The organism is Kitasatospora sp. NPDC040550, from assembly GCF_055594965.1.
Window position 1 is genome coordinate 77,549 of record NZ_JBVIWC010000023.1, and the last position, 17,814, is coordinate 95,362.

Annotated in this window: 19 protein-coding genes; 3 read left to right on the forward strand and 16 right to left on the reverse strand. The window is 68.2% G+C overall.

What is annotated here, in order from left to right; genetic code table 11:
- Positions 1-38: 38 nt before the first annotated feature.
- The 6 genes from ACZ58X_RS29335 to ACZ58X_RS29360 all read right to left on the reverse strand — a co-directional run bounded on the left by ACZ58X_RS29335 (position 39) and on the right by ACZ58X_RS29360 (position 5,408).
- Positions 39-1,196, reverse strand: coding sequence for a methyltransferase domain-containing protein (locus ACZ58X_RS29335; protein WP_470336600.1), 1,158 nt, complete (start codon positions 1,194-1,196; stop codon positions 39-41).
- Positions 1,193-1,333: a hypothetical protein gene (locus ACZ58X_RS29340; RefSeq protein ID WP_470336601.1), complete on the reverse strand. Its 141-nt coding sequence runs from the start codon at positions 1,331-1,333 to the stop codon at positions 1,193-1,195. Before ACZ58X_RS29340 ends, ACZ58X_RS29335 begins: the two co-directional genes overlap by 4 nt.
- Before the next feature lie 904 nt (positions 1,334-2,237).
- On the reverse strand, positions 2,238-2,432 hold the full coding sequence (locus tag ACZ58X_RS29345) for a hypothetical protein (RefSeq protein WP_470336602.1): 195 nt from the start codon (positions 2,430-2,432) through the stop codon (positions 2,238-2,240).
- A gap of 140 nt (positions 2,433-2,572) precedes the next feature.
- On the reverse strand, positions 2,573-2,842 hold the full coding sequence (locus ACZ58X_RS29350) for a hypothetical protein (RefSeq protein ID WP_470336603.1): 270 nt from the start codon (positions 2,840-2,842) through the stop codon (positions 2,573-2,575).
- 327 nt (positions 2,843-3,169) lie between these two features.
- Positions 3,170-4,384 carry a helix-turn-helix domain-containing protein gene (locus ACZ58X_RS29355; RefSeq protein WP_470336604.1) on the reverse strand — a complete coding sequence of 405 codons (1,215 nt, stop codon included), beginning with the start codon at positions 4,382-4,384 and terminating at the stop codon, positions 3,170-3,172.
- Positions 4,385-4,412: 28 nt separating this feature from the next.
- Positions 4,413-5,408: a helix-turn-helix domain-containing protein gene (locus ACZ58X_RS29360; RefSeq protein WP_470336605.1), complete on the reverse strand. Its 996-nt coding sequence runs from the start codon at positions 5,406-5,408 to the stop codon at positions 4,413-4,415.
- Positions 5,409-5,934: 526 nt separating this feature from the next.
- Here ACZ58X_RS29360 and ACZ58X_RS29365 point away from each other — a divergent pair.
- Positions 5,935-6,531, forward strand: a complete 597-nt coding sequence (locus ACZ58X_RS29365; protein WP_470336606.1) for a hypothetical protein — start codon at positions 5,935-5,937, stop codon at positions 6,529-6,531.
- The gene (locus tag ACZ58X_RS29370; RefSeq protein WP_470336607.1) at positions 6,531-6,944 is read left to right on the forward strand and encodes a PIN domain-containing protein; all 414 of its coding nucleotides are present in this window, start codon (positions 6,531-6,533) and stop codon (positions 6,942-6,944) included. The genes ACZ58X_RS29365 and ACZ58X_RS29370 overlap by 1 nt, the downstream gene beginning before the upstream one ends.
- 42 nt (positions 6,945-6,986) lie before the next feature.
- On the opposite strand, the gene ACZ58X_RS29375 is transcribed toward ACZ58X_RS29370, so the two are convergent.
- The 4 genes from ACZ58X_RS29375 to ACZ58X_RS29390 all read right to left on the reverse strand — a co-directional run bounded on the left by ACZ58X_RS29375 (position 6,987) and on the right by ACZ58X_RS29390 (position 9,636).
- Complete coding sequence (locus tag ACZ58X_RS29375) at positions 6,987-7,715, reverse strand: hypothetical protein (protein ID WP_470336608.1); 729 nt, start codon at positions 7,713-7,715, stop codon at positions 6,987-6,989.
- A 73-nt stretch (positions 7,716-7,788) separates the two neighbouring features.
- Positions 7,789-8,466 carry a hypothetical protein gene (locus ACZ58X_RS29380; RefSeq protein ID WP_470336609.1) on the reverse strand — a complete coding sequence of 226 codons (678 nt, stop codon included), beginning with the start codon at positions 8,464-8,466 and terminating at the stop codon, positions 7,789-7,791.
- 70 nt (positions 8,467-8,536) lie between these two features.
- Positions 8,537-9,388, reverse strand: a complete 852-nt coding sequence (locus tag ACZ58X_RS29385) for a hypothetical protein (RefSeq protein WP_470336610.1) — start codon at positions 9,386-9,388, stop codon at positions 8,537-8,539.
- Positions 9,389-9,459: 71 nt separating this feature from the next.
- The gene (locus ACZ58X_RS29390) at positions 9,460-9,636 is read right to left on the reverse strand and encodes a hypothetical protein (protein WP_470336611.1); all 177 of its coding nucleotides are present in this window, start codon (positions 9,634-9,636) and stop codon (positions 9,460-9,462) included.
- A gap of 316 nt (positions 9,637-9,952) precedes the next feature.
- On the opposite strand from ACZ58X_RS29390, the gene ACZ58X_RS29395 reads away from it, so the two are divergent.
- A complete protein-coding gene (locus ACZ58X_RS29395) occupies positions 9,953-11,017 on the forward strand; it encodes a hypothetical protein (protein ID WP_470336612.1) in 1,065 nt (354 codons plus the stop codon).
- A gap of 126 nt (positions 11,018-11,143) precedes the next feature.
- Here ACZ58X_RS29395 and ACZ58X_RS29400 read toward each other — a convergent pair whose 3' ends face one another.
- The 6 genes from ACZ58X_RS29400 to ACZ58X_RS29425 all read right to left on the reverse strand — a co-directional run bounded on the left by ACZ58X_RS29400 (position 11,144) and on the right by ACZ58X_RS29425 (position 17,774).
- Positions 11,144-11,287 carry a hypothetical protein gene (locus ACZ58X_RS29400; protein WP_470336613.1) on the reverse strand — a complete coding sequence of 48 codons (144 nt, stop codon included), beginning with the start codon at positions 11,285-11,287 and terminating at the stop codon, positions 11,144-11,146.
- A 33-nt stretch (positions 11,288-11,320) separates the two neighbouring features.
- Positions 11,321-12,064, reverse strand: a complete 744-nt coding sequence (locus tag ACZ58X_RS29405; protein WP_470336614.1) for a sigma-70 family RNA polymerase sigma factor — start codon at positions 12,062-12,064, stop codon at positions 11,321-11,323.
- A 285-nt stretch (positions 12,065-12,349) separates the two neighbouring features.
- The gene (locus ACZ58X_RS29410; RefSeq protein ID WP_470336615.1) at positions 12,350-12,793 is read right to left on the reverse strand and encodes a DUF7169 domain-containing protein; all 444 of its coding nucleotides are present in this window, start codon (positions 12,791-12,793) and stop codon (positions 12,350-12,352) included.
- Between the two features lie 246 nt (positions 12,794-13,039).
- Positions 13,040-13,495: an HNH endonuclease gene (locus ACZ58X_RS29415; RefSeq protein ID WP_470336616.1), complete on the reverse strand. Its 456-nt coding sequence runs from the start codon at positions 13,493-13,495 to the stop codon at positions 13,040-13,042.
- The gene (locus ACZ58X_RS29420; protein WP_470336617.1) at positions 13,390-15,315 is read right to left on the reverse strand and encodes a DNA polymerase; all 1,926 of its coding nucleotides are present in this window, start codon (positions 15,313-15,315) and stop codon (positions 13,390-13,392) included. Before ACZ58X_RS29420 ends, ACZ58X_RS29415 begins: the two co-directional genes overlap by 106 nt.
- Positions 15,312-17,774, reverse strand: coding sequence for a phage/plasmid primase, P4 family (locus ACZ58X_RS29425; RefSeq protein WP_470336618.1), 2,463 nt, complete (start codon positions 17,772-17,774; stop codon positions 15,312-15,314). Before ACZ58X_RS29425 ends, ACZ58X_RS29420 begins: the two co-directional genes overlap by 4 nt.
- Positions 17,775-17,814: the final 40 nt, after the last annotated feature.

Sequence of the window (17,814 nt, forward strand, 5' to 3'; positions counted from 1 at the left end):
GGCCCGCCCGGGTCATCCCGGACGGGCCTCTGCACTCCTTAGGTCGCCGACATCGGCCGCCCCAGGGGATTGGTCGGCTCATCCAGCCACGCAGTCTGGCGGGCGGGGGTCACCGTGAGCCCGTGCCGTTCGTAGCCGGGGCGACCGGAGGCCGTCCACTGGCCGTGGGCAGCCTCCACCTCGTCCCAGAGCCGCCGGGGCCCGGACTGCCGGACCTCGTACTGAGATTCCCCGGGGACGGAATCCACTGTCGCCCAGGACGTCACAGCTGTGTCAAACAGCCACCACGTCCAACCACCGCCGAACTGGTTGCGCCGGTAGTAGATGTCCGGCAAGGCGAGAGCACAGGCGAACTGCGCCAACCAGTCGTCCCCGATGGCTTCGGGGTCGAGCTTGGTCCAGGACTGTTCGGCGTCGCCCGGCCACTCGTCGGGCAGGTAGTCATCCACCGGGGCGCCGTCATAGCGCTGCTGGCGCAGCATCATGAAGGCTGCGCTTCGGATGAACCGACCGCTCGCCGTACCGTCCCCGTCGACCGTGAGACGGACGATCGCCCCACCGCCGAACAGGGGCGAAACAGGGCTGACGATCACACCACCCGGCTTAGTCTGTGCGAGCCAGGCAGTCGGGATGTCCCGGAGCGCCACGGTGGAGATGATCCGCTCGTAGGGGGCACGCACGCCCCATCCAAGCGAGCCATCCCCGCACACCACCTCGACGGGGTAGCCGGCGGAGCCGAGCGCCGTACGGGCCCGCGCCGTGACCTGGGCGTCCACCTCGACCGTTGACACGTTCTCGGCGCCCAGGCGGTGGGCCAGGAGTGCGGCGTTGTAGCCGGTGCCGGTCCCGATTTCGAGCACCCGGTGACCGGGCTTTGCGTCCAGGTCGGACAGCATCTCCGTCACCATGGTGGGCATGGATGCCGACGACGTCGGCACGCGCGCGCCCCCCTCCGCCCCGTCGTCCCACTGCGTGACGATGGGGACGTCGCTGTACGCCAACCGCATCCAGCGTTCGGGGTCCGTAGCGCGGTTGCACTCGGTGTCGCCGCCGTCCTTGTCCGCCCAGATGGTTTCGGGAAGGAAGTGGTGGCGCGGCACGGTCGCCACGGACGACACCCAGTCCGCCCGCAGCGCGCCGGAGCTGATGAGCGACCCAACCAGGGCCGCCCTCAGCTCTTCGGGCCCGGGGGTCACGACCCCTTCTTGTGCTTCGGAGCCGGGTCCGGCCGCGAACCGTCCTTGGACGGCTTCGGCCCGATGGAGCCCCCGCCCGGCTTGGCGTGCCCGCCGCCCTTGCCGTCGTTCGGGCCGCCCTTGTTCTGGTCTCCCATGATCAGCGTCCTCTCTCGGTGCGCTTGTAGGGGTACTGCTGAGCCTGCCGCACCCGTCGGTGCCGCAGGGTCAAATCCGTTCCAGGCCAGCCGCTGGCCCGGGACGGAAGCTCGCATCAGCCGTTGGCTGGCTCGAACGGATCGCGGGGCGGTCTGCCCGCCCGACGCTTCTCGTACTCGTTCTCGAAGTGCACGGGGCCGGCACAGCGAACCGTCTTGAAGATCGTTTCCGTGTGACCGCCGATCTTCTCGAACCGTCGGAGAATGACCCGCGTGGATCGAACGGTGCCAGTGATCGGGTCAGCGGCCTGATCCCGACCAAGGACTGTCCACATTCGTCCGTAGCCGTCGCGGAACTGGCCCTGCACTGGCGGCAGTTCGAGCCGGAGAACGCATGTGTCGGGCTTAGGGCAGTCACAGCGTCCGCTGTTAGCAACGGTGATCAGGTCGGGCGCCGACGTAGGGGCGCATGGGAGTGCGGACTTCTTCACCGGCCCTCTCCGTCAGTGTCATCGGCCCGGTCTTCACCCAGCCGGCAGTCGGGTTCGCTACACCAGCTCACCCAGGCACTTAGCCACTCCTGGTCGCGCAGCGCGGCCCATCGCGTGCCGAGACCGATCCCCAGCGAGGCCAATGACGCGCACTGGCGCTGGTATGGGTGCATGCGGAATCCTGGCAATGAGGGCCGTCCCGCCAGCCGCCACTGTTCCCATAGCCATCCTGTCGCCCGCGCCGGGTGTTCCCACGGGCCGAAGCTCGCGCTCGGCGGGTAGCCGCGGATCCTGGCCAGGTCGCGGCTCAACGCACCGTGGAGATGAGGACGTTCAGGCGGCGCAGTGGGCGTCGTCTGGACGGTCTTGCCTGTCGCCATCGGGGGCGCTCCGCTCCATGATCTGCTCAACCCCTACGGGCCGATACTGCCGTCGGGATCGTGCGGGAGTCCCAGCCGGCGCTGGTCCAGCTCCACGCGGCACTCCAGGTGCCGGGGGGCCACCTGGGCCCGCTCCTCACGGATGATCTTCCGTCGCCTGGTGCTGACCATCGTCACTGGCCAGAGGAACTGGAGGTGCAGCCCCCAGAGCATCTGGATCGTGATCACGGTGGCCGAACCGGTAGAACCAGAGCCGACGCCGGGAGGACGGCCCTTGAGCGGGGCTTGGACGCTCGTCCGCTAGGTGCGGGCCGTAGGGCACAGGGCCGCCGAGGAACGCGAGCAGCCCGCGCGGACGACTTGCCAAGTCACGCACCATCCAGCACCACCAAGCACTCCCCCGACTCGTCGTGCCGGCGACGCAACACCCGCACATCCGTCAGGGAGGAGCGGTCGCACCCCTCCGGGTCGGCGAACGCCGTTCGGGCCAGGTCGTCCAGCCACTGGCAGGTGGGGCAGCCGCTAGGGCCGCGGAACGGCTCGGCCGGCAGCCGACGAGCCAGATCCTGGAGGGTGGCCGCGTAACCGGTCAGGGGCCCCTCCGAGCCTCCCGAGACGGCGAAATCAGCGGGCGTCACGGCGAACTCCGGAAGCACGTTCCCAGTCCAGCGGCGCGTATCTGTACAGGCTGGGAGGACGGCGTTCCTCCTCCCGCTTGCCCATCAGGTAGTCCTTGCGACAGGCCGCGATCAGAGCCGCACTGGCGGGCTTGCTCGGGGGCCGCTTCGATTCGCGCGGGCCGGGCGATGAGGAGGTGTTGGATGCCTCCGGAGAATCCGGCGTGGTGCTCGTCGCGGACGTGCGTGATACGGCCATCGTCGCTCCCTAACAGTCAGGGCCCGTTTCGTCACACGACGTTACGGGCCCTGCACGGAGGGAAGGGGCAGAGTTTCTGCCCCCTGCTTTCAGGCCGCCATTCCGACGGCGTCCGCAAGGCGACGGCCAGCGGGTTGGTGGGCCGGTGAACCGGTCATGAGACCCCGGATCATGTCTCGCGCCTCTTCGTTCCACCTGGCAGTCTCGGGCGCTACCTCTACTGCCGTGGTCAGCAGCTCCGCAGCCTTACCGTGCTCCCCCTTCATGGAGTGCGCGCGGGCTACCTCGATCAGGTGCCGCCCACGGCGGGGGACAGCGATCACGTCAGCCTCGGGCAGACGACGTGCCCAACGCAGCGCGGTGCCCACCTGCCTCAGCTCCACCGCAACCGTCACCGAGTGCAGTGCAACCGCCTGACGTGACCCGGATGTTGACGGACGCCAGTGTCCGGACGGGAGGGTGTCTGAGACGGCGGAGGCACGGTCGACCCACCTCCAGGCGTCCCCCGCTTCACCAGCCACGGCATGCGTGATGGCAGCGTGGTAGGCCATGTCCGCCCACGCGCAGGCTAGTTCGGGGCTCTCGGTCCGAACCGGGTCCAGAAGACGGAGCGCGTCCTCCGTCAGCGTCTGCGCGCTCTCCCACTGCCCGCTCTTCCGGAACGCCTCCACAAGGAACCAACACGCCTGGCTGATCGCGCCGGGGTCCCCGGACGCGCGAGCCGTCGCGAGTGCCCGCTCCGCCACCCTCCAGACCAAGTTACCGTCGCCCTGGAAAGCGGCGTACATCTGCGTGAGGTTCAACGCACTCGCGTACATGACCTCTGCCCGTCGGCGGTCCGAGCACTCCGGATGCGACGCAGCGACGGACGCGGCCGATACGAGTGGCGGAAGCACCGCCGCAAGCGCGGTCCGGTGGTCGCCCCGTGTCATCCTCGTCTGCCAGGCATTGGCCAACTGAACCGCGATGTGGTCCAGCCGCGGAGCCGGACCGCCGGCTGCCCCGAGCGGAGCACTGTCCACGGCCTGACGTACGGACGCCAACGATGCGTGCTCTATGCCGGAGTAGAGCGCGCGGGGCATGCTCACGTCTCCCGTCAGGAGCGACAGGTCATCAATCCCAAGGTGCTGTGCGATCCGCATCAGCATCGGGAGCCGGGGCGGCAGCAGCGTGCCGTTCTCCACCTGCTTCAGCCACGAGGGAGAGCGGCCGAGCAAGCCTGCCAGGACAGCCCGGGACTTCCCGGCACGCTCCCGGTAGTGCTGAATCCGACGGCCCACAGGCCGGGCGGGGTCAAGAGCCATGCGGCCAGCGTAGGGCCGACCGCCCCGCTCAGTCACGACAAGTCGTGCACAACGTTCCGGCCGGCACGGGCTTTCCACACATCCCGTCCCGCCCCGGGCACTCGTGCTGCGACGGGTACGACGTGGGCGCGGGGGCTGCCGGCGTCTTCACTGCCGGCACGAGCGGGACCTTCGACAGCCGCCCGGACAGGATCGCGCCGACAGACTTGGTGATCTTCTCGGGGAGCGGCGCGGAGAGGATCCTCAGCAGCTCCTCCGCCGCCCACCCGCCGGCGAGCAAACCCTCCACCATGGCCGACTGGTCTGCCAGCGGTTTGCCGGCGAGCACCATGCGGGGCTCACGACGTCCCAACTCCAGCAGCACCGCCATACCCTCCGACATGCGGGGGCGAGGCAGCACGGGACGAGGCTCGGCGGGGCCCTGGGCGGCCGTCTGCGACTCGCTCTCGGGTTCGGCGGGCGATTCCCCGTCCGTCCCTCCCAGAAGCGCGGAGAACGCCGCGTGAGCCTCCGCCACCTCGTCCGCGGTTGGCGGCTCCATGAGGTCCAGCTCGTCGGTCCAGTCGACCGACGGAGGGATGGAAGGTACTTCAACTTCCTTCCGCTCCAATGTGGTTACCCGGGAGGGCATTCCCGCCTTCCCGCCGCCCGGCTTTCCAGCTCCGGGGCGACCGGCGGCCGGGGATGCGGGAAGCGGCGGCCGGCTGTGCGCCGCCTTGTCGAACAACGGGACCTCGTGGACGTCGACCAGGGTCCGCACCTGGCCCGTCAGCGGGTCGCGCTCGGTGCGGCGGACGTAGTGGCCGGCCGCCTCCAGTTCGTTCAGCGCGCGGGCGACGGTCGTGCGCCCCTCACGGGACTTCGCCGCAAGCGTCCGGACATCCTCCCGGGAGGCGTCTGGGAGGCTGAGGAGGTACGCGAGCAGGCCGCGAGCCGTCCAGCTCAGCGAGTGCTTTCGGATGACGTGTCCGTTGTCCAGGACGGTGTAGCCGCGCGCGTGCCGCGCGATACGATGGATGCGCATTCGGAGCTCCAACTCCTCGTGCCATGCCCCGGGGTGTTAGCGCACCGCCGGGGTTTCAGTTTCCGCGAGACTATCGAGTTGTCTCGTACGGCACAAGTGAGTTCGCCTGCTCATCCGCCGTGGCTCGGCCGACTCACAGCCGCCTCAGGACGTCCTCGCAGGCCTGACAGCGCCGGCCCCGGTGGTAGATCGGGTACCAGGGGTCGCCGGGTCGCGCAGGTCGGTAGTGTGAGTGCTCCATAGGGCCCGTGTCCTCCCCACAGAGCGTCCGCGGAAGCGGGTCCTCGGGGACGTCAGGGTCCTGGCCGGCGGCGTGCACCAGAAGCACGGCCCGCTCTTCACCCTCCGCACTCTCCGCCTGGGGCCGGTCTAGCTCGTAAAGAACGATGATCCCTGCCGTGGCCTAACCGTGCGGCAAGAGCGGGACTGCTGCATCTTCAATCGGGCGCTTCCGACCCCCTACCAGCGCCTCTTGGTCGATACTGGTAACTGGGAGTGTTCCAGTGGAGACGAAGGGGGTGATGACGTGGCAGTGATCAAGGTCGAGACCGAAGACGGGACCCTCACAGTCGAGATTGCCGATGCTGACTTGGAAGCGGCTGGCGAGGTGTTTGGTACTGGCTCCGTAACTGAGACAATCACGGCGGCTGTAGCTGACGCCGTAAAGCGATCCAAAGCGCAGACGGCGTATGACGACATCTCAAATATGGTCGAGAGCAAGGACGTTGATCTCAGCTCGCTCATTGACGACGATCCGGACGAGGACGAAGGCTCCGTCGACCTTGCCGAGCACATTCGTCAGGTGCGTCGTGGTGCCCAGATAAACGTCCGCAACGTACGTCGCGGTGTGCAGCCGACGGCCAGGCCGCCGGGATACGACGCGTGGCCTGCCGTCGGAAGCCGCGAAGGCCCAATCATCAATTTGGAGGAGTTGCGGGCTCCAGGAAGCGGCGAATGGCGAGTAGCTCAGCCAAAGAGGGTGCTGCGGACCACGCAGCGCGAAGTTAAGGCGGTCGAGCTACTTGCGGATCTCCTCACTGTGATTCATGACCTAGGCCTCGATGAAGCCGACTTGATTAGTGCCCTGCACAAGCGGCGTGAAAGCGAGGCTAAGTCCCGCTGATGATCGAATACCTCGTGGATACATCAGCTGCGGCCCGGTACCTACAGGACAAGTGGAAGTACCCAGCCTGGATCGGGCTGATCGACTCGGGACTCGTTGGGATGTGCCAAGTCACCCGGCTGGAGATGGGTCACTCGGTTCAGAAGGCCAGCGAGCGCGACAGATTCTTCTGGAACCTCGAAGCGATTTTTCCGCCCGTCGAAATGCACAAGGATGCCTATGGCGAGGCGGAACTACTTCAAGTTAAACTGACCAGGTCGGGCGCACACAGATCAGCGGGTCCCGTGGATCTGCTGTTGGCAGCGAACGCCCGCCTCTTGGGCCTCACGCTCCTGCACGTTGACAAGGACTTCGTCGCCCTAGGCTCATTCTGCGATGTACCGCAGAAGCGCATGGACACCACAACGCCCTGAAACACAAAAGCCCCCGCCCGGATCACCGGACGGGGGCGCAGGTCACAGGGTGTTCAATGCGGGGTCCAGGTCGGCCCACAGGACGAGCTGCCGACCGCCTTCCTCGCGGGTGCGGATCCGGGACCCCGGACGGTCCCGACGACGGTAGAGCGTGGTGACGTGGACCTTCAGCAGCTTCGCCGCCTCAGCGATCGGCAGCCACTCGTCCGGCGTCGCCTTCAACGGCTTCTCGGCTCCTGCGACCCGCGCCGTCGACCACCGCTTGTTGATCTCCGCCTTGAAGACGGGCACCGGCTCCGCGGTCGACTCGGGCAGTGCCGGCGCTGCCTCCTCCCCCGGCGGGTCGAGGTGGAGGACGTGCGCGGCCACGAGGGGCGGGACGGCGGAGACGACGATCACGACCCATGCTCGTGCGCCTGTTGCACCGGTCGTCAGCACGTGCTCCGTGATCTGCGCGGCTGTTGCGACGACGAGCGCGAGGATTGCGCCCCGAACTGCGCTACCGCGCTGACGAGTTGCATCCCTCGCGCGGTCGATGTCGCCGGCCTCGTCGTAGGTGCGGACGAGGTCCGCCCAGTCGCGGGCGTTGCGCGCCGACCATGCGGCCCAGAGCGACAGGACGGCCGGCATCAGCCACGCCACCCGCCAGTCCCAGCCGGCCGTCACGCCGAGCGAGAACTCACCGGGGGCGGACAGTGCCAGGGCGGCGTAAAGCACGGCGGGTTGGCCGGCCCGACGGGCGGCGCGGACGTGCCAGGGAGTGCGGGTCATCTCTCCTCTTCTCTGCATTGGGTGGCCGGCCCCGCGTCCTCTACTCGCAGGGCCGGCCGGTGACTTGGGTGTGTCAGCCGTTCCTCCGCACCTCGAACAGGTGGCGCGGATCCGTGTAGATCTCTCCGCCGTTCGTCGCGAAGATGGTCGCGCCGTCCCCGATCCACCACACGGAGGCCACCGTCCAGTGCCGCCCGTGGTGCTCGATCCGGTCCCCCTCCTTCAAGTCCCGCGCCTCCGAGAAGCGGTGGACGGGGAGGGTCGCCCCGGGGGCACCGTCCCGCCATGCCCACGGCCGGCCGGGGTCGCCGACGGGGGCGGTCTCGTGGTTCGGGTCGTGCGGGTGCGGGGCCAGGACACAGAGCATGGCCTCCGCGCTCGGCGGGGCGAAGGTGGCGGTGCAACGCGGGTGGTGGCAAGTCACTGTCTCGGCGTAGGCCTTGACGGTCCCGCGGTGCCACACCGTCGGCTCCGACCACCCGCACTGCCGACAGTGGACGCCCCACAGCATCCCGTCCGTGCGCGGGAAGGGGACGGCGAACACGGTGCGCTCCGGGACGCCCAGCTGCGCCCGGATGGTGGCAGCCGCGGAGAGCGTCAGCGCGAGCCGGCCGCCAGTGTCGGAGGCAACGACGGTCTCCGTGCCGTCCTGCGCGGCCAGTTGGTCGACCAAGGCCAGTACGTCGGTCTCCGGGACGCCGGCCTCCGTGGCGATGGTGGAGGCGGTGACGGACTGCGGGGCGTACTTCATCTCTCTGCCTCTTCTCTGTGAAGGGGCCGGACCCGCGTCCTCTACTCGCAGGGCCGGCCGGATCAGTGCGTCAGACCTCTTCGCGGTTTCGCCTGTCGGCGTTGTCCTGCGCGGCGTATCGGCTGTAGCTGCTGATCCCCTCCCGGCCGGTGGCCATGTCGTACACGGTGAAGCGGGCGCCGTTCGGTCGGACCACGTAGCGGGGGCCGTCGTCGGCCGTCTCGGGCGCTGCGGGCACCATCTCAACCGTGGTGATCACCGTTTCGGCGAGGACCCGGTAGATGCGCCCCTTGGGCCCGTGCTTGACCTGGTACTCGCACTCGCGTCGGGCGTCGGAAGCGGTGGCCTCACCCAGCATCATCATGTTGGACCAGTAGTGCCCCCCGTCCACGCTGAACTGGGGCCGGTAGGTGGTCTGAGTGGTGGTCGTCGTCTCGGACTGGACGACCGGCCTGGCCGTGGCGGCCGCCTCGGGCTTCTCGGCGGCGATCTCGGCCTGGACCTTGGCGATGAACTCGGCGGACTCGGCGGCGTAGGCGGCGGACTGCTCAGCGTCGTAGTCGTCGTGGTAGAGGGCGGTCGCCTCAGCCATGTCCGCACCCTCGCTGCCCGAGGTGACGATGACGGCGCCCCCGGCCGCCTCGACCGGTGCGGCGCCGTAGACCTCGAAGGACTCGCAGGGCTGGAGCGGCTGCATGGAACACTCGACGCGGTCGAGGTGGGCGTTCCACTGAGTCTCGCAGCTCTTGCAGAGACGCCCGGAGATGTCCTCGGCCTGGTAGACGGTGGCGTCCGCGTTGCGGGTGATGGAGCTGCGGCATGCGGCCTGGAGGCGGCCGTTGGAGGTGCGGCGCAGGAAGGCGTGGGCCAGGGTGCCGGTGTTGCTGTAGGCCCAGACGGCGTGCTCGTTGGTGTCAGTCATCTTCGCTCTCCTAAGCGTGAGTTCCTTGCGTGACTCCATGCTGGCACAGTTGTGCCGTACGGCACAAGTATCTAGCTCAACTCCGGCTGCCCCCACCCGTCGCCCTCCGTCGGCAGCTGCCGTTCGACGTCCCGCACGGCATCGACCAACCGGCGCGCGAGTGACCGGGCCTGTGCGGGGGTCAGCTCGTCGCGCTCCGGGCCGGCCAGGACGACGGCGCCGGGGGCGCGGGTGATGCGGTGGGGCATGGAGTCCTCCAGATACGACGAGGGGCCCCCGCGTCCTCTACTCGCGGGGGCCCCTTGGGGGTTGGGTCAAGCGTTTTCGTCCAGCAGCCATCCGGCCAACCGCGCGATCGCCTGCGGTGACGCGCCGAAGGTGCGAGGTGCCGAGCCATACAGCGGGCCCTGGGCATTCACAGCCGCCCCGAGCCTGCGCGGGCGGCACACCTGAGGAAATGTCAGGAACAGACGGCTGAATGCTCGTCGGGAGAGACTTCGAAGTTCTTCGGTGCGTGTCGGACCACGCCGATAGCCTCTTTCCACGGCCAACGGAGGGGGAGGCATGTACGTACCGGGATGGGTCCGCGTCATTTTCGAACGCGCCGTACGGCGGCGGGTGGAGAAGAACCGGCAGGAGTTCCATGCCGCTCTGACGGCTGTAGGGTCCACTCCAGCATCGGCACCGCGCATGACAGCGCTCCTGGCCGCCTACGAGCGCGAGCAACTGGTCTTCGAAATGATTGCCACCGTCACGCTGCTCGGGGGTGGCTTCTTTCTACTGCGCCTACTCAACGCCCCACGTCACCCCGAGTCTCCGTCGCCTGACTCGATGGCTGACCCGATCGGTTCGTTCTTCACGGGCATTTGGGAGGCTGGCGAATGGTTCGCCCAAAAGGTCGGATCTGCACACCCGGCGCAAGATCATATTAAGGTCTGGGTGGCTGTCGTGGTGATGTCCTTGGTTCTGCTGCACATGGCGGTCTCGCTCGTCCTCCAGGTCTGGCGTGTCGGGATGTTCGGTGTCCGGTTGCGCCCCGACTCACCATTTCCGGTTCTGAGCAAACTCTCGGTCGTCAACGAGTTCGTGACCGCCATCAAGACATGTTCGAAAACGCCCGAGCAGCCGGACAGCCCAACGACCCGCCTCAGTTCCGTCCTGATCCGCTCGCACCGGGTTCACCAGGGAGTACCCCGTAGCCGGCGCCGGGCCATCAAGGAGCACGCCGAGCGCGTGGCGGGTACTCTCCGGGAGGCCGAGGCTGACCTTGACGTCGACCCTGACACCGCGCGAGTCGCCCTGGCCCGACTGCTGGTCCGGATCGGCGAGAACTACGCTGCTGGAAAGTACCGCGACCTCCTCCCCGAGGATGAGCTCACGGAGGAGCCGGTGCGCGACCGCGAGCGACTCCGATACGCCGTCGCGCTCATCCTTGTGATGCTTGCCGAGTACGGTGTGCAGACCCTGAGTCTCCCGGCCCCAGCAGCCGCTGCGCTGTCGCTGCCTGCGCTACTGCTTCCATTGCTGCTGGTGTTTAAGGCCGACGTGGTCGTCTCCAAGGCGGCCGAGCTGATCGCTTTGCGGTCTTCCCTCAAGGACGGCGCCAAGGGCGAGACGCCTGGGCCGTGAGGCAGCGCCGCACCCCTGGCAAAGTCAGGCTGCCGCCGGGGCTTCCACCTGAGTCAGTCGGTCGATGTCGGTCAAGTTTTCTCCTTCGTTCGTGAGTCTGCGAGCACCGTGGGTCGACCCACGGTGCTACTTCAGCAGCTGCTCCACGGTGGTCCGGCGGTCTGCGTCGGCCCACTCGTCGTACGCCTCCCGCTCCTCGTCGGGCCAGGTGGCAGCCTCGGTGTCGCGGACGCCGGCCATGTCGTAGGCGTCCAGACTGGGCAGTCGCATCGGGTTCTCCTTAGTTGACGTATCGGGAGTGACTCATGCAGCTTCGGTCAGGGCAGCACGCGCCTGCTTCAGCCCATCCCACCGGATCCGGCGGACACGGGTCGGGGTCACGTGGCCCAGGTGACCGCCTATCTCGGCGTCCTCCATGGGCGGCATGCCGACGCCGTAGGTGGCCCGGAGCACGAGTGACCGACGCGGCGTCACGGAGGCGAGCGCCCGGTCCGCCAGGTCCCGGCGGGCGGCCCGCTCCGCGATGTCGTCGTCACGGGTGTCGGGGAGGACGTCGGCCAGCGTGAGCGTGGACTCCCCGTTGCCGATCCGCTCTCCCAGATCCGACGGCTCCATGAGAGCTTCCAGCGCCGCCATGAACCGCGTGCGACTGACGCGACGACCGGCGGGCAGAGTGTCCAGCCGCCCGGCGGCCGCCTCTACGTCGCCTTCGGCCTCTCCAAGGGCTCGCCGGACGCGCAGGACCACGTCAGGGTCCGGGGTGACCGCCGATCGCGCCGAGACCCACGCACGGGCGATCACGCCCTGAACCTCCCGGTACACGCGGGTCTGGAGGCAGGCCGGGCCGGCGGTGTCATACGAGTGGACACGCGCAATCACCACAGCCCGCCCCTCCTGAAGCAGGTCGTCCGCGTCGTCCGTGGAGGCCTGACCACCGGTCACGGTGTAGATGACGTGGCGCATCATCGGCTCCACTTCGGTGAGGATCTCCCACATGGCGTCAGAGTCGCCGGCCTGCGCGGACTGAATGGTGTCGGTGCTGATCACGTCTGCCCCCTCGTCGTTGGTACGGCAGTTACTGGGTGGGGAGGGGAACGCGTTTGCGCTTCATGATGTGACCTGCGCCACATGAACTACGCGGAGCGCCGCATCTCGGCCGACGCCGCCAGGTAGTGCACCGTGATGGCACTGCACTTCGCGAGCGTTACGTCACAGCGAGCATGCGAGCAGTCGTCAGCTCCGGGCAGGACGAGCAGCGCCTCCGCGTCCCACAGCCACTCGGACTGTGAATCGGTGACAGGCACCGTCAACAGAGCCGCCGCTCGCACCAGTTCACGCCACTGTGCAGGGCTCGTCCTGGGGCCCGTCAGGTAGGCACGTCGGGTTGCCAGGATCTCCCGCGTCGTGACCGTCTGCACTCGCTGCCCCCTCGGTATACGGCTCCCCCTCCCACGCAGAGAGGGCCCGGTCCAGCGCCGCGCGCACGCCCTTGACGTACGCGGCGGCTGTGATCATGTGCAGCACGGCCGTGCGAAGTTCGTCGGTAACCGACTGACGAGCTTCGTCAAGGGCCGTGTCTTCGGTGGGGCGTCCGGGGCCGGCGCTCGCGCATCGGCCGGTTCCATCGGGGTCCGCGGGCGGTCGCCGACCCCTCATGTCAGCTACGGCGTCGCACAGTTCCACGAGGGTGAGGCTTTCGGCCAGGTCGCGCGTCAGCGTGGCCGCCAGTGCCTCCATCCTCTGAGCTGGAGTGACGTGACAGGGACTGTAGGTCATGAGTGCCTTTCGGACAACGAACTAGTTCGAGATTGAAGTGTCTGATTCGCGCCGTATGTCGAGTAAAGAGCCGACCAACAACGACCCTCACTTGTGCCGTACGGCACATGACCAGGGCGTTTGGCGAGCTCATGTCGTTATCTGATCGTTACCAAATATGCCAATCGGACGACCAAGCTCCGGCGTGTCGCCCTCGAAACGTTGCAGGTCAGGAGGGGCACCCTGGGTTATCGGAGACTCCGGGTGTCATCCGTGTGCCCAAGGCGTGAAAAAGACGGCCGGTCGGTCGGATTTCAGACCGTTGCATCTCGCACAGGCCGGCGCGAGGTTCGCCAGGCCGTCAAGTCCGCCCCGGGAGACCGGGACGACGTGATCCACCTCCACCGGCCCGGGGCCGTCGCAGTAGAAGCAGCCATACCAGCCCAACTCCTCCCATAGCGAGAGGAGTTGGGCGGCCGACACCGACGGGTCAGGTGGGCGCGGACGTCGAATCACCGTGACGACGACGGGGCGGCGCCGCGAGACACGTTCGAACGCACGTTCCTTTTGTCGGTGCCTGGCGGTACCGTCAGTGCATGGTCGAAGACGAACCACCCTCACGCTCGCGCCAGCTCCGCCGCCCGCGCAGCCTCGGGGTTGACCGCATACCACGGGTCGTGCTCGATCATGGTCTCGGCTTTCTTCATGTAGAGGGAGCCCCACGACCGCCCGCCTACCTCCGGGTCGGTGTCGAGTGGGACGCCCATGAAGTCCATGGCCATCCGCTTGCCGATCTCCCGTGCCACCTCTTCGGCCTCCGACTCCGGCGCCTGCGCGACGACTTCGTCGTGAACGGGGAGGAGGAGGTGGTCCGCCCATCCGGCGTCCTGGAGGTCCAAGAGGGCCTGACAGAGGACATCACGGGCCGTCGACTGCACCACGTAGTTCGTGGCGCTGTAGACGCGATCGCGGTCCAAGGGAAGTCGCCGGCCCGACGGGGTCCACACCGCGTACCCGTCCGCCCGTGCTTCTCGCTGAAGGCGGCGGGAGTACCGCTTGATCCCGGGGTACACCCGGTCGTAGGCGGAGATCGCGGACTGAACTTCGTTCAGCGGGGCGCCGGTCTGCCTGCTCAGCGTCAGAGCACCGCCCCCGTAGACCTTGCCGAATCCGACCCCCTTGCCCATCTTGCGGTGGTGCTTCGTGAAGTCGGGGCCCCAGATCAGCTCTGCCGTGAAGTCGTGGAGGTCTCGCCCCTCTGCGATAGCGCGCTTCATGGTGGCTTCGTCCGCCAATGCGGCCAGTACGCGCATCTCCACCGCGGAGTAGTCCACGGAGATGATGCGGTGGCCCGGGTCGGCCATGAGCGCCCGACGGATCGTCCAGTCCCCCGACGGGAGTTGCTGGAGTGGTGGGTTGGAGATGGACATCCGGGCTGTCCTGGCCTGGAGACTGTTGATCTTGCAGTGGATCCGGCCTTCGACGTCCAGGCCGTCGCGGAGAGCAATGCCGTAGGAGCTGCCCCACTTCCCCGCCCTCTTGCTGCGGATCACTGCGTCCGCCAGGGGGTTGGGCACGCGCGTCTCTCGGGGCTGCCACTGACCGTCGAGGTCGGCCAGGTCGAGCAAGATGGCCTTATCGACCTTCCAGGCCCCCGACGGGGTCCGCTCCGTCAGCTGCTCACCCATCCCGAGCAGTGCGGCCGATACCTGCGCCGTCGCGTTGACGGACGTCACGCCGTACTTGCTGGCACGCCTGGAGTGGAGCGCGGCCTCTTCCTCCAGCCGGCCGACAAGGCGGCGGACGTAGTCGACATCCACCCGCATGCCGCGACGCTCCATCCGAGCACAGAGCAGCATGACGCGGTGCTCGAAGTCGGCGAGGCGCCGGCTGATACCCAGCTTGTCGACCTCCCGGCGCAGCACCGGGAGTAGGCGATTGCCGAGGATGACGTCCAGGCCGGCGTAGAGGAGGTAGACGTCCGTCCAGAGGTTGATCCTCGCCCAGCCCGTCGCCTTCGTCAGCCCTTGCGCGTGAAACTCCGCGGTCAGATCTTCCTGCGTGTCAGGCGCGTCTCGGTCAACAAAGGCCGCGCTCAGCGGCTTCAAGCTCAGGCCTACGCCGCCTTCCTGCGGTTGGCGCGGGTCCCGGAGGTGTGCATAGATCCGGGAGTCGATCACCTTAGGTCCCAGCTCTTCGAGCGGGATCTCAGCATGACGGTCGATGACGAGGAGATCGAACGGGGCGTTGTGGATTGTGATCGACGGCAGCGCCCGGAGCGCCCAGCGAGCCGCCTCCAGCATCTCCCGGCCGACCTCCACCGGCAGCACCCACGCTGTCACGGCGTTGCCGAACTGCACGGTGCGCAGGCGGTACGTCGGGGAGAACGTGTCGAGCCCTGACGTCTCGGTGTCGACGGCGACGGTGCCACCCCGGGCTATCTGGTCGTGGACCCAGAGACGAAAAGCGTCCAGGTCCCGGGAATCCTCCGGTACCTGGACGCTTACCTCGTCTCCCGCCACCCTGTGACGGAAGTGCTTCACGCAACCGCCTCCCGTGTCTGTCCGAAGATGTCTGCGCCTTCGTTACTGGGCGGCGCGGAGAGATCGTTTGCCCCAACCTGGCGCCGCTCGGCATCTGTCGCGATCCGGATCCCGTCGAACCCCCACTTGCCGGACGACTTCCGCTTGCGGAAGCCCCGGCTCTCCATCTCCACCCCGAGCGCCCAGCCGGACAGCACTTCCTTCCGGCTCAGGCCGGCGTCCTCCGCCCAGTCCGCGTAGGCGCGGCGGAGCTCCATCGGGGCCACCCGGGCACCGGGCTCTACGACGAGGCAGGCCGCGATGAACTCCGCGAGCCGGTCCTCCGACTCCCGGTAGTCGGTCGTCGCGGCCTGGACGGTCGACGGCTCCTCCAAGCCGTGCGCGTACCACTCCGCCGCGCCGTCGACAGCCCACGCGAGGATGCCCTCCGCCTCGTCGCGCAGCCGGGCCGGGAGCGACAGGTCCGCGTTCGCGCCGCGGAACGTCGCTTCGAACGGGATCAGCTTGACCCTGCGCCAGACCCCGAGATCCTGCGAGAGGATCGCCGGCTTGTAGTTGCCGGCGACCATGAGGAGGAAGCGCGGGACGTAGGTGAACGGGTTCGCGTTCAGGAACCGACACGTGACCGGGTCGCCGCCGGTCAGCTGCTTCACAAGCGCCTCAGCGAGGCGCGAATACTTCTCGGTTTCGCTCGCCGTCACCAGCCTCGCACCACGCAGTGATGCCAGTTCCGGAGACGCCTGGCCGACGTTGACGCGCTGCTCAAAGGTAGAGAACTCCGTCGCCTTCGTGATGCCGGTGAAGACGTAGCCCAGTGCGTCCAGGAACGCGCTCTTCCCGTTCGCGCCCTGTCCGTGGAGGAAGGCGAAACACTGCTCCGCCGTCGATCCGCTGATTCCGTACCCGACAAGCCTCTTCATGTAGCCGGGCAGCTCCGGGTGGTTCGGGAAGACCTCCCCGAGAAACTGAAGCCACCGCTCCGCCAGCGCGTCCGGGATGTACCGGACTGTGAGCCGCTTCGTGATCATGTCTGCCGGATCGTGGGGTCGCAACGTCTTCGTCGGCAGGTGGATCGTGCCGTTGGCCACGCACAGGAGTTCCGGGTCCGCGTCGAAGTCCGCCGCGTCTGCCGGCACGCCGGGCACGCTCGGCAACTCTTTCAGGATCCCGTCAATGTGCCGGTTGGTAAGCGCCTTCAGCGCCAACTTCCGCTCCGCGTCGCCGCCCTCCGCGATCATCTCCGCGCCCATACGATGCAGCGCCCGACGGACGGCGTCCTGGCCGTGGACCCACACGGTCCCGTCCCAGACGAGGTAGCCGAGCCCGGAGGCGTATCGCACTCCCCCGCCCGTCGACCGCATGTAGTCGCGGAGGCGGACGGCCAGGCCAACGTCTGTGGAGTCAAAGGCTTCCCGGGCCGAGCCGCGGAGGATGGGGAGGTCTGCCTCGTCCTCCACCACGACGGGCGCCGCCGGAGGCTCCGGCTCGTCCAGGCCGACCGGATCCGCCTGACGTACGGCACGGTGCAGGGCGGCGGGGAACGTCGCCGGGTCGCGCTCTCGCCAGTCGGTCAGGTCGTCACCCTCGTTGGGCACCTCCAGCCGTCGACCGCGCACGCCTTCGGCCGCCAGGGCGCGCGCCAGGGAGGAGTTGAACCCCCTGCCGGCCCTATCTGCGTCGCCTGCGTAGACGACGTCACGGCCGCGCAGAACGGCTGCCAACTCCCGAACCACTTCCGGGTTCTGCGCGAGACCGGCGCCCCGGATCACTACGGCATCGTAGCCGCACGCGACTGACGTCAGGCCGTCTCCCGACCCCTCCGTGATGAGTACCGTGTCATAGCCGGCGCCCGCCGAGAGTAGCCCCCACTTCGCCCACGTCCGCCCGTCTACGTTGGCCAGCGACACCCACCGGGCCGGGCAGTTGCCGGAGAGGTCCCGGCCCTGGAGCCCGCGCACGACGCCGTCAGCGCCCGCCAGCGGGACCGTGATCCGCGGGAAGCGAGTGAACCCCCGGGACAGCCACCTCTGCGGCCGGTCGCCGGGCGCGGCGTAACCAATGCCCAGTTCATCCGCCAGGTCCAGGCCGACGCCGAAGCGGCGCATCAGGTAGTCGACGGCCTCCGGCGACGAGGTAAGGGCAGCAGCCGTCTCGTCAACGAAGAGGCGGAGCCCGGCTATCTCGCCGGGGCCGATCGATTCCGGCGGCGCGGCGGAGACGGTGCGTGTCGCCGTTCCCGGCTCCACGTCGAAGAGGTCCGACGGAGACAGACGGAGCGCCTTCAGGATCGCGTCCTTCGGGCAGCCGGCCCGGCAGACGAGCAGTAGCTTCCCGTCCTCTCGCAGGGTGAGTTTCAGGCTCGGCGTCCGCCGGTCCGCGTGGACGGGGCACAGCACCAAGTACCCGTCATGGTCGTCCGTCACGCCGTTCAGCCGGCCGAGCAGATCCGACAGCCGCAACGAGGTCTCCTCTCCTCTGAAATGCAACGAAGGGGCGCCC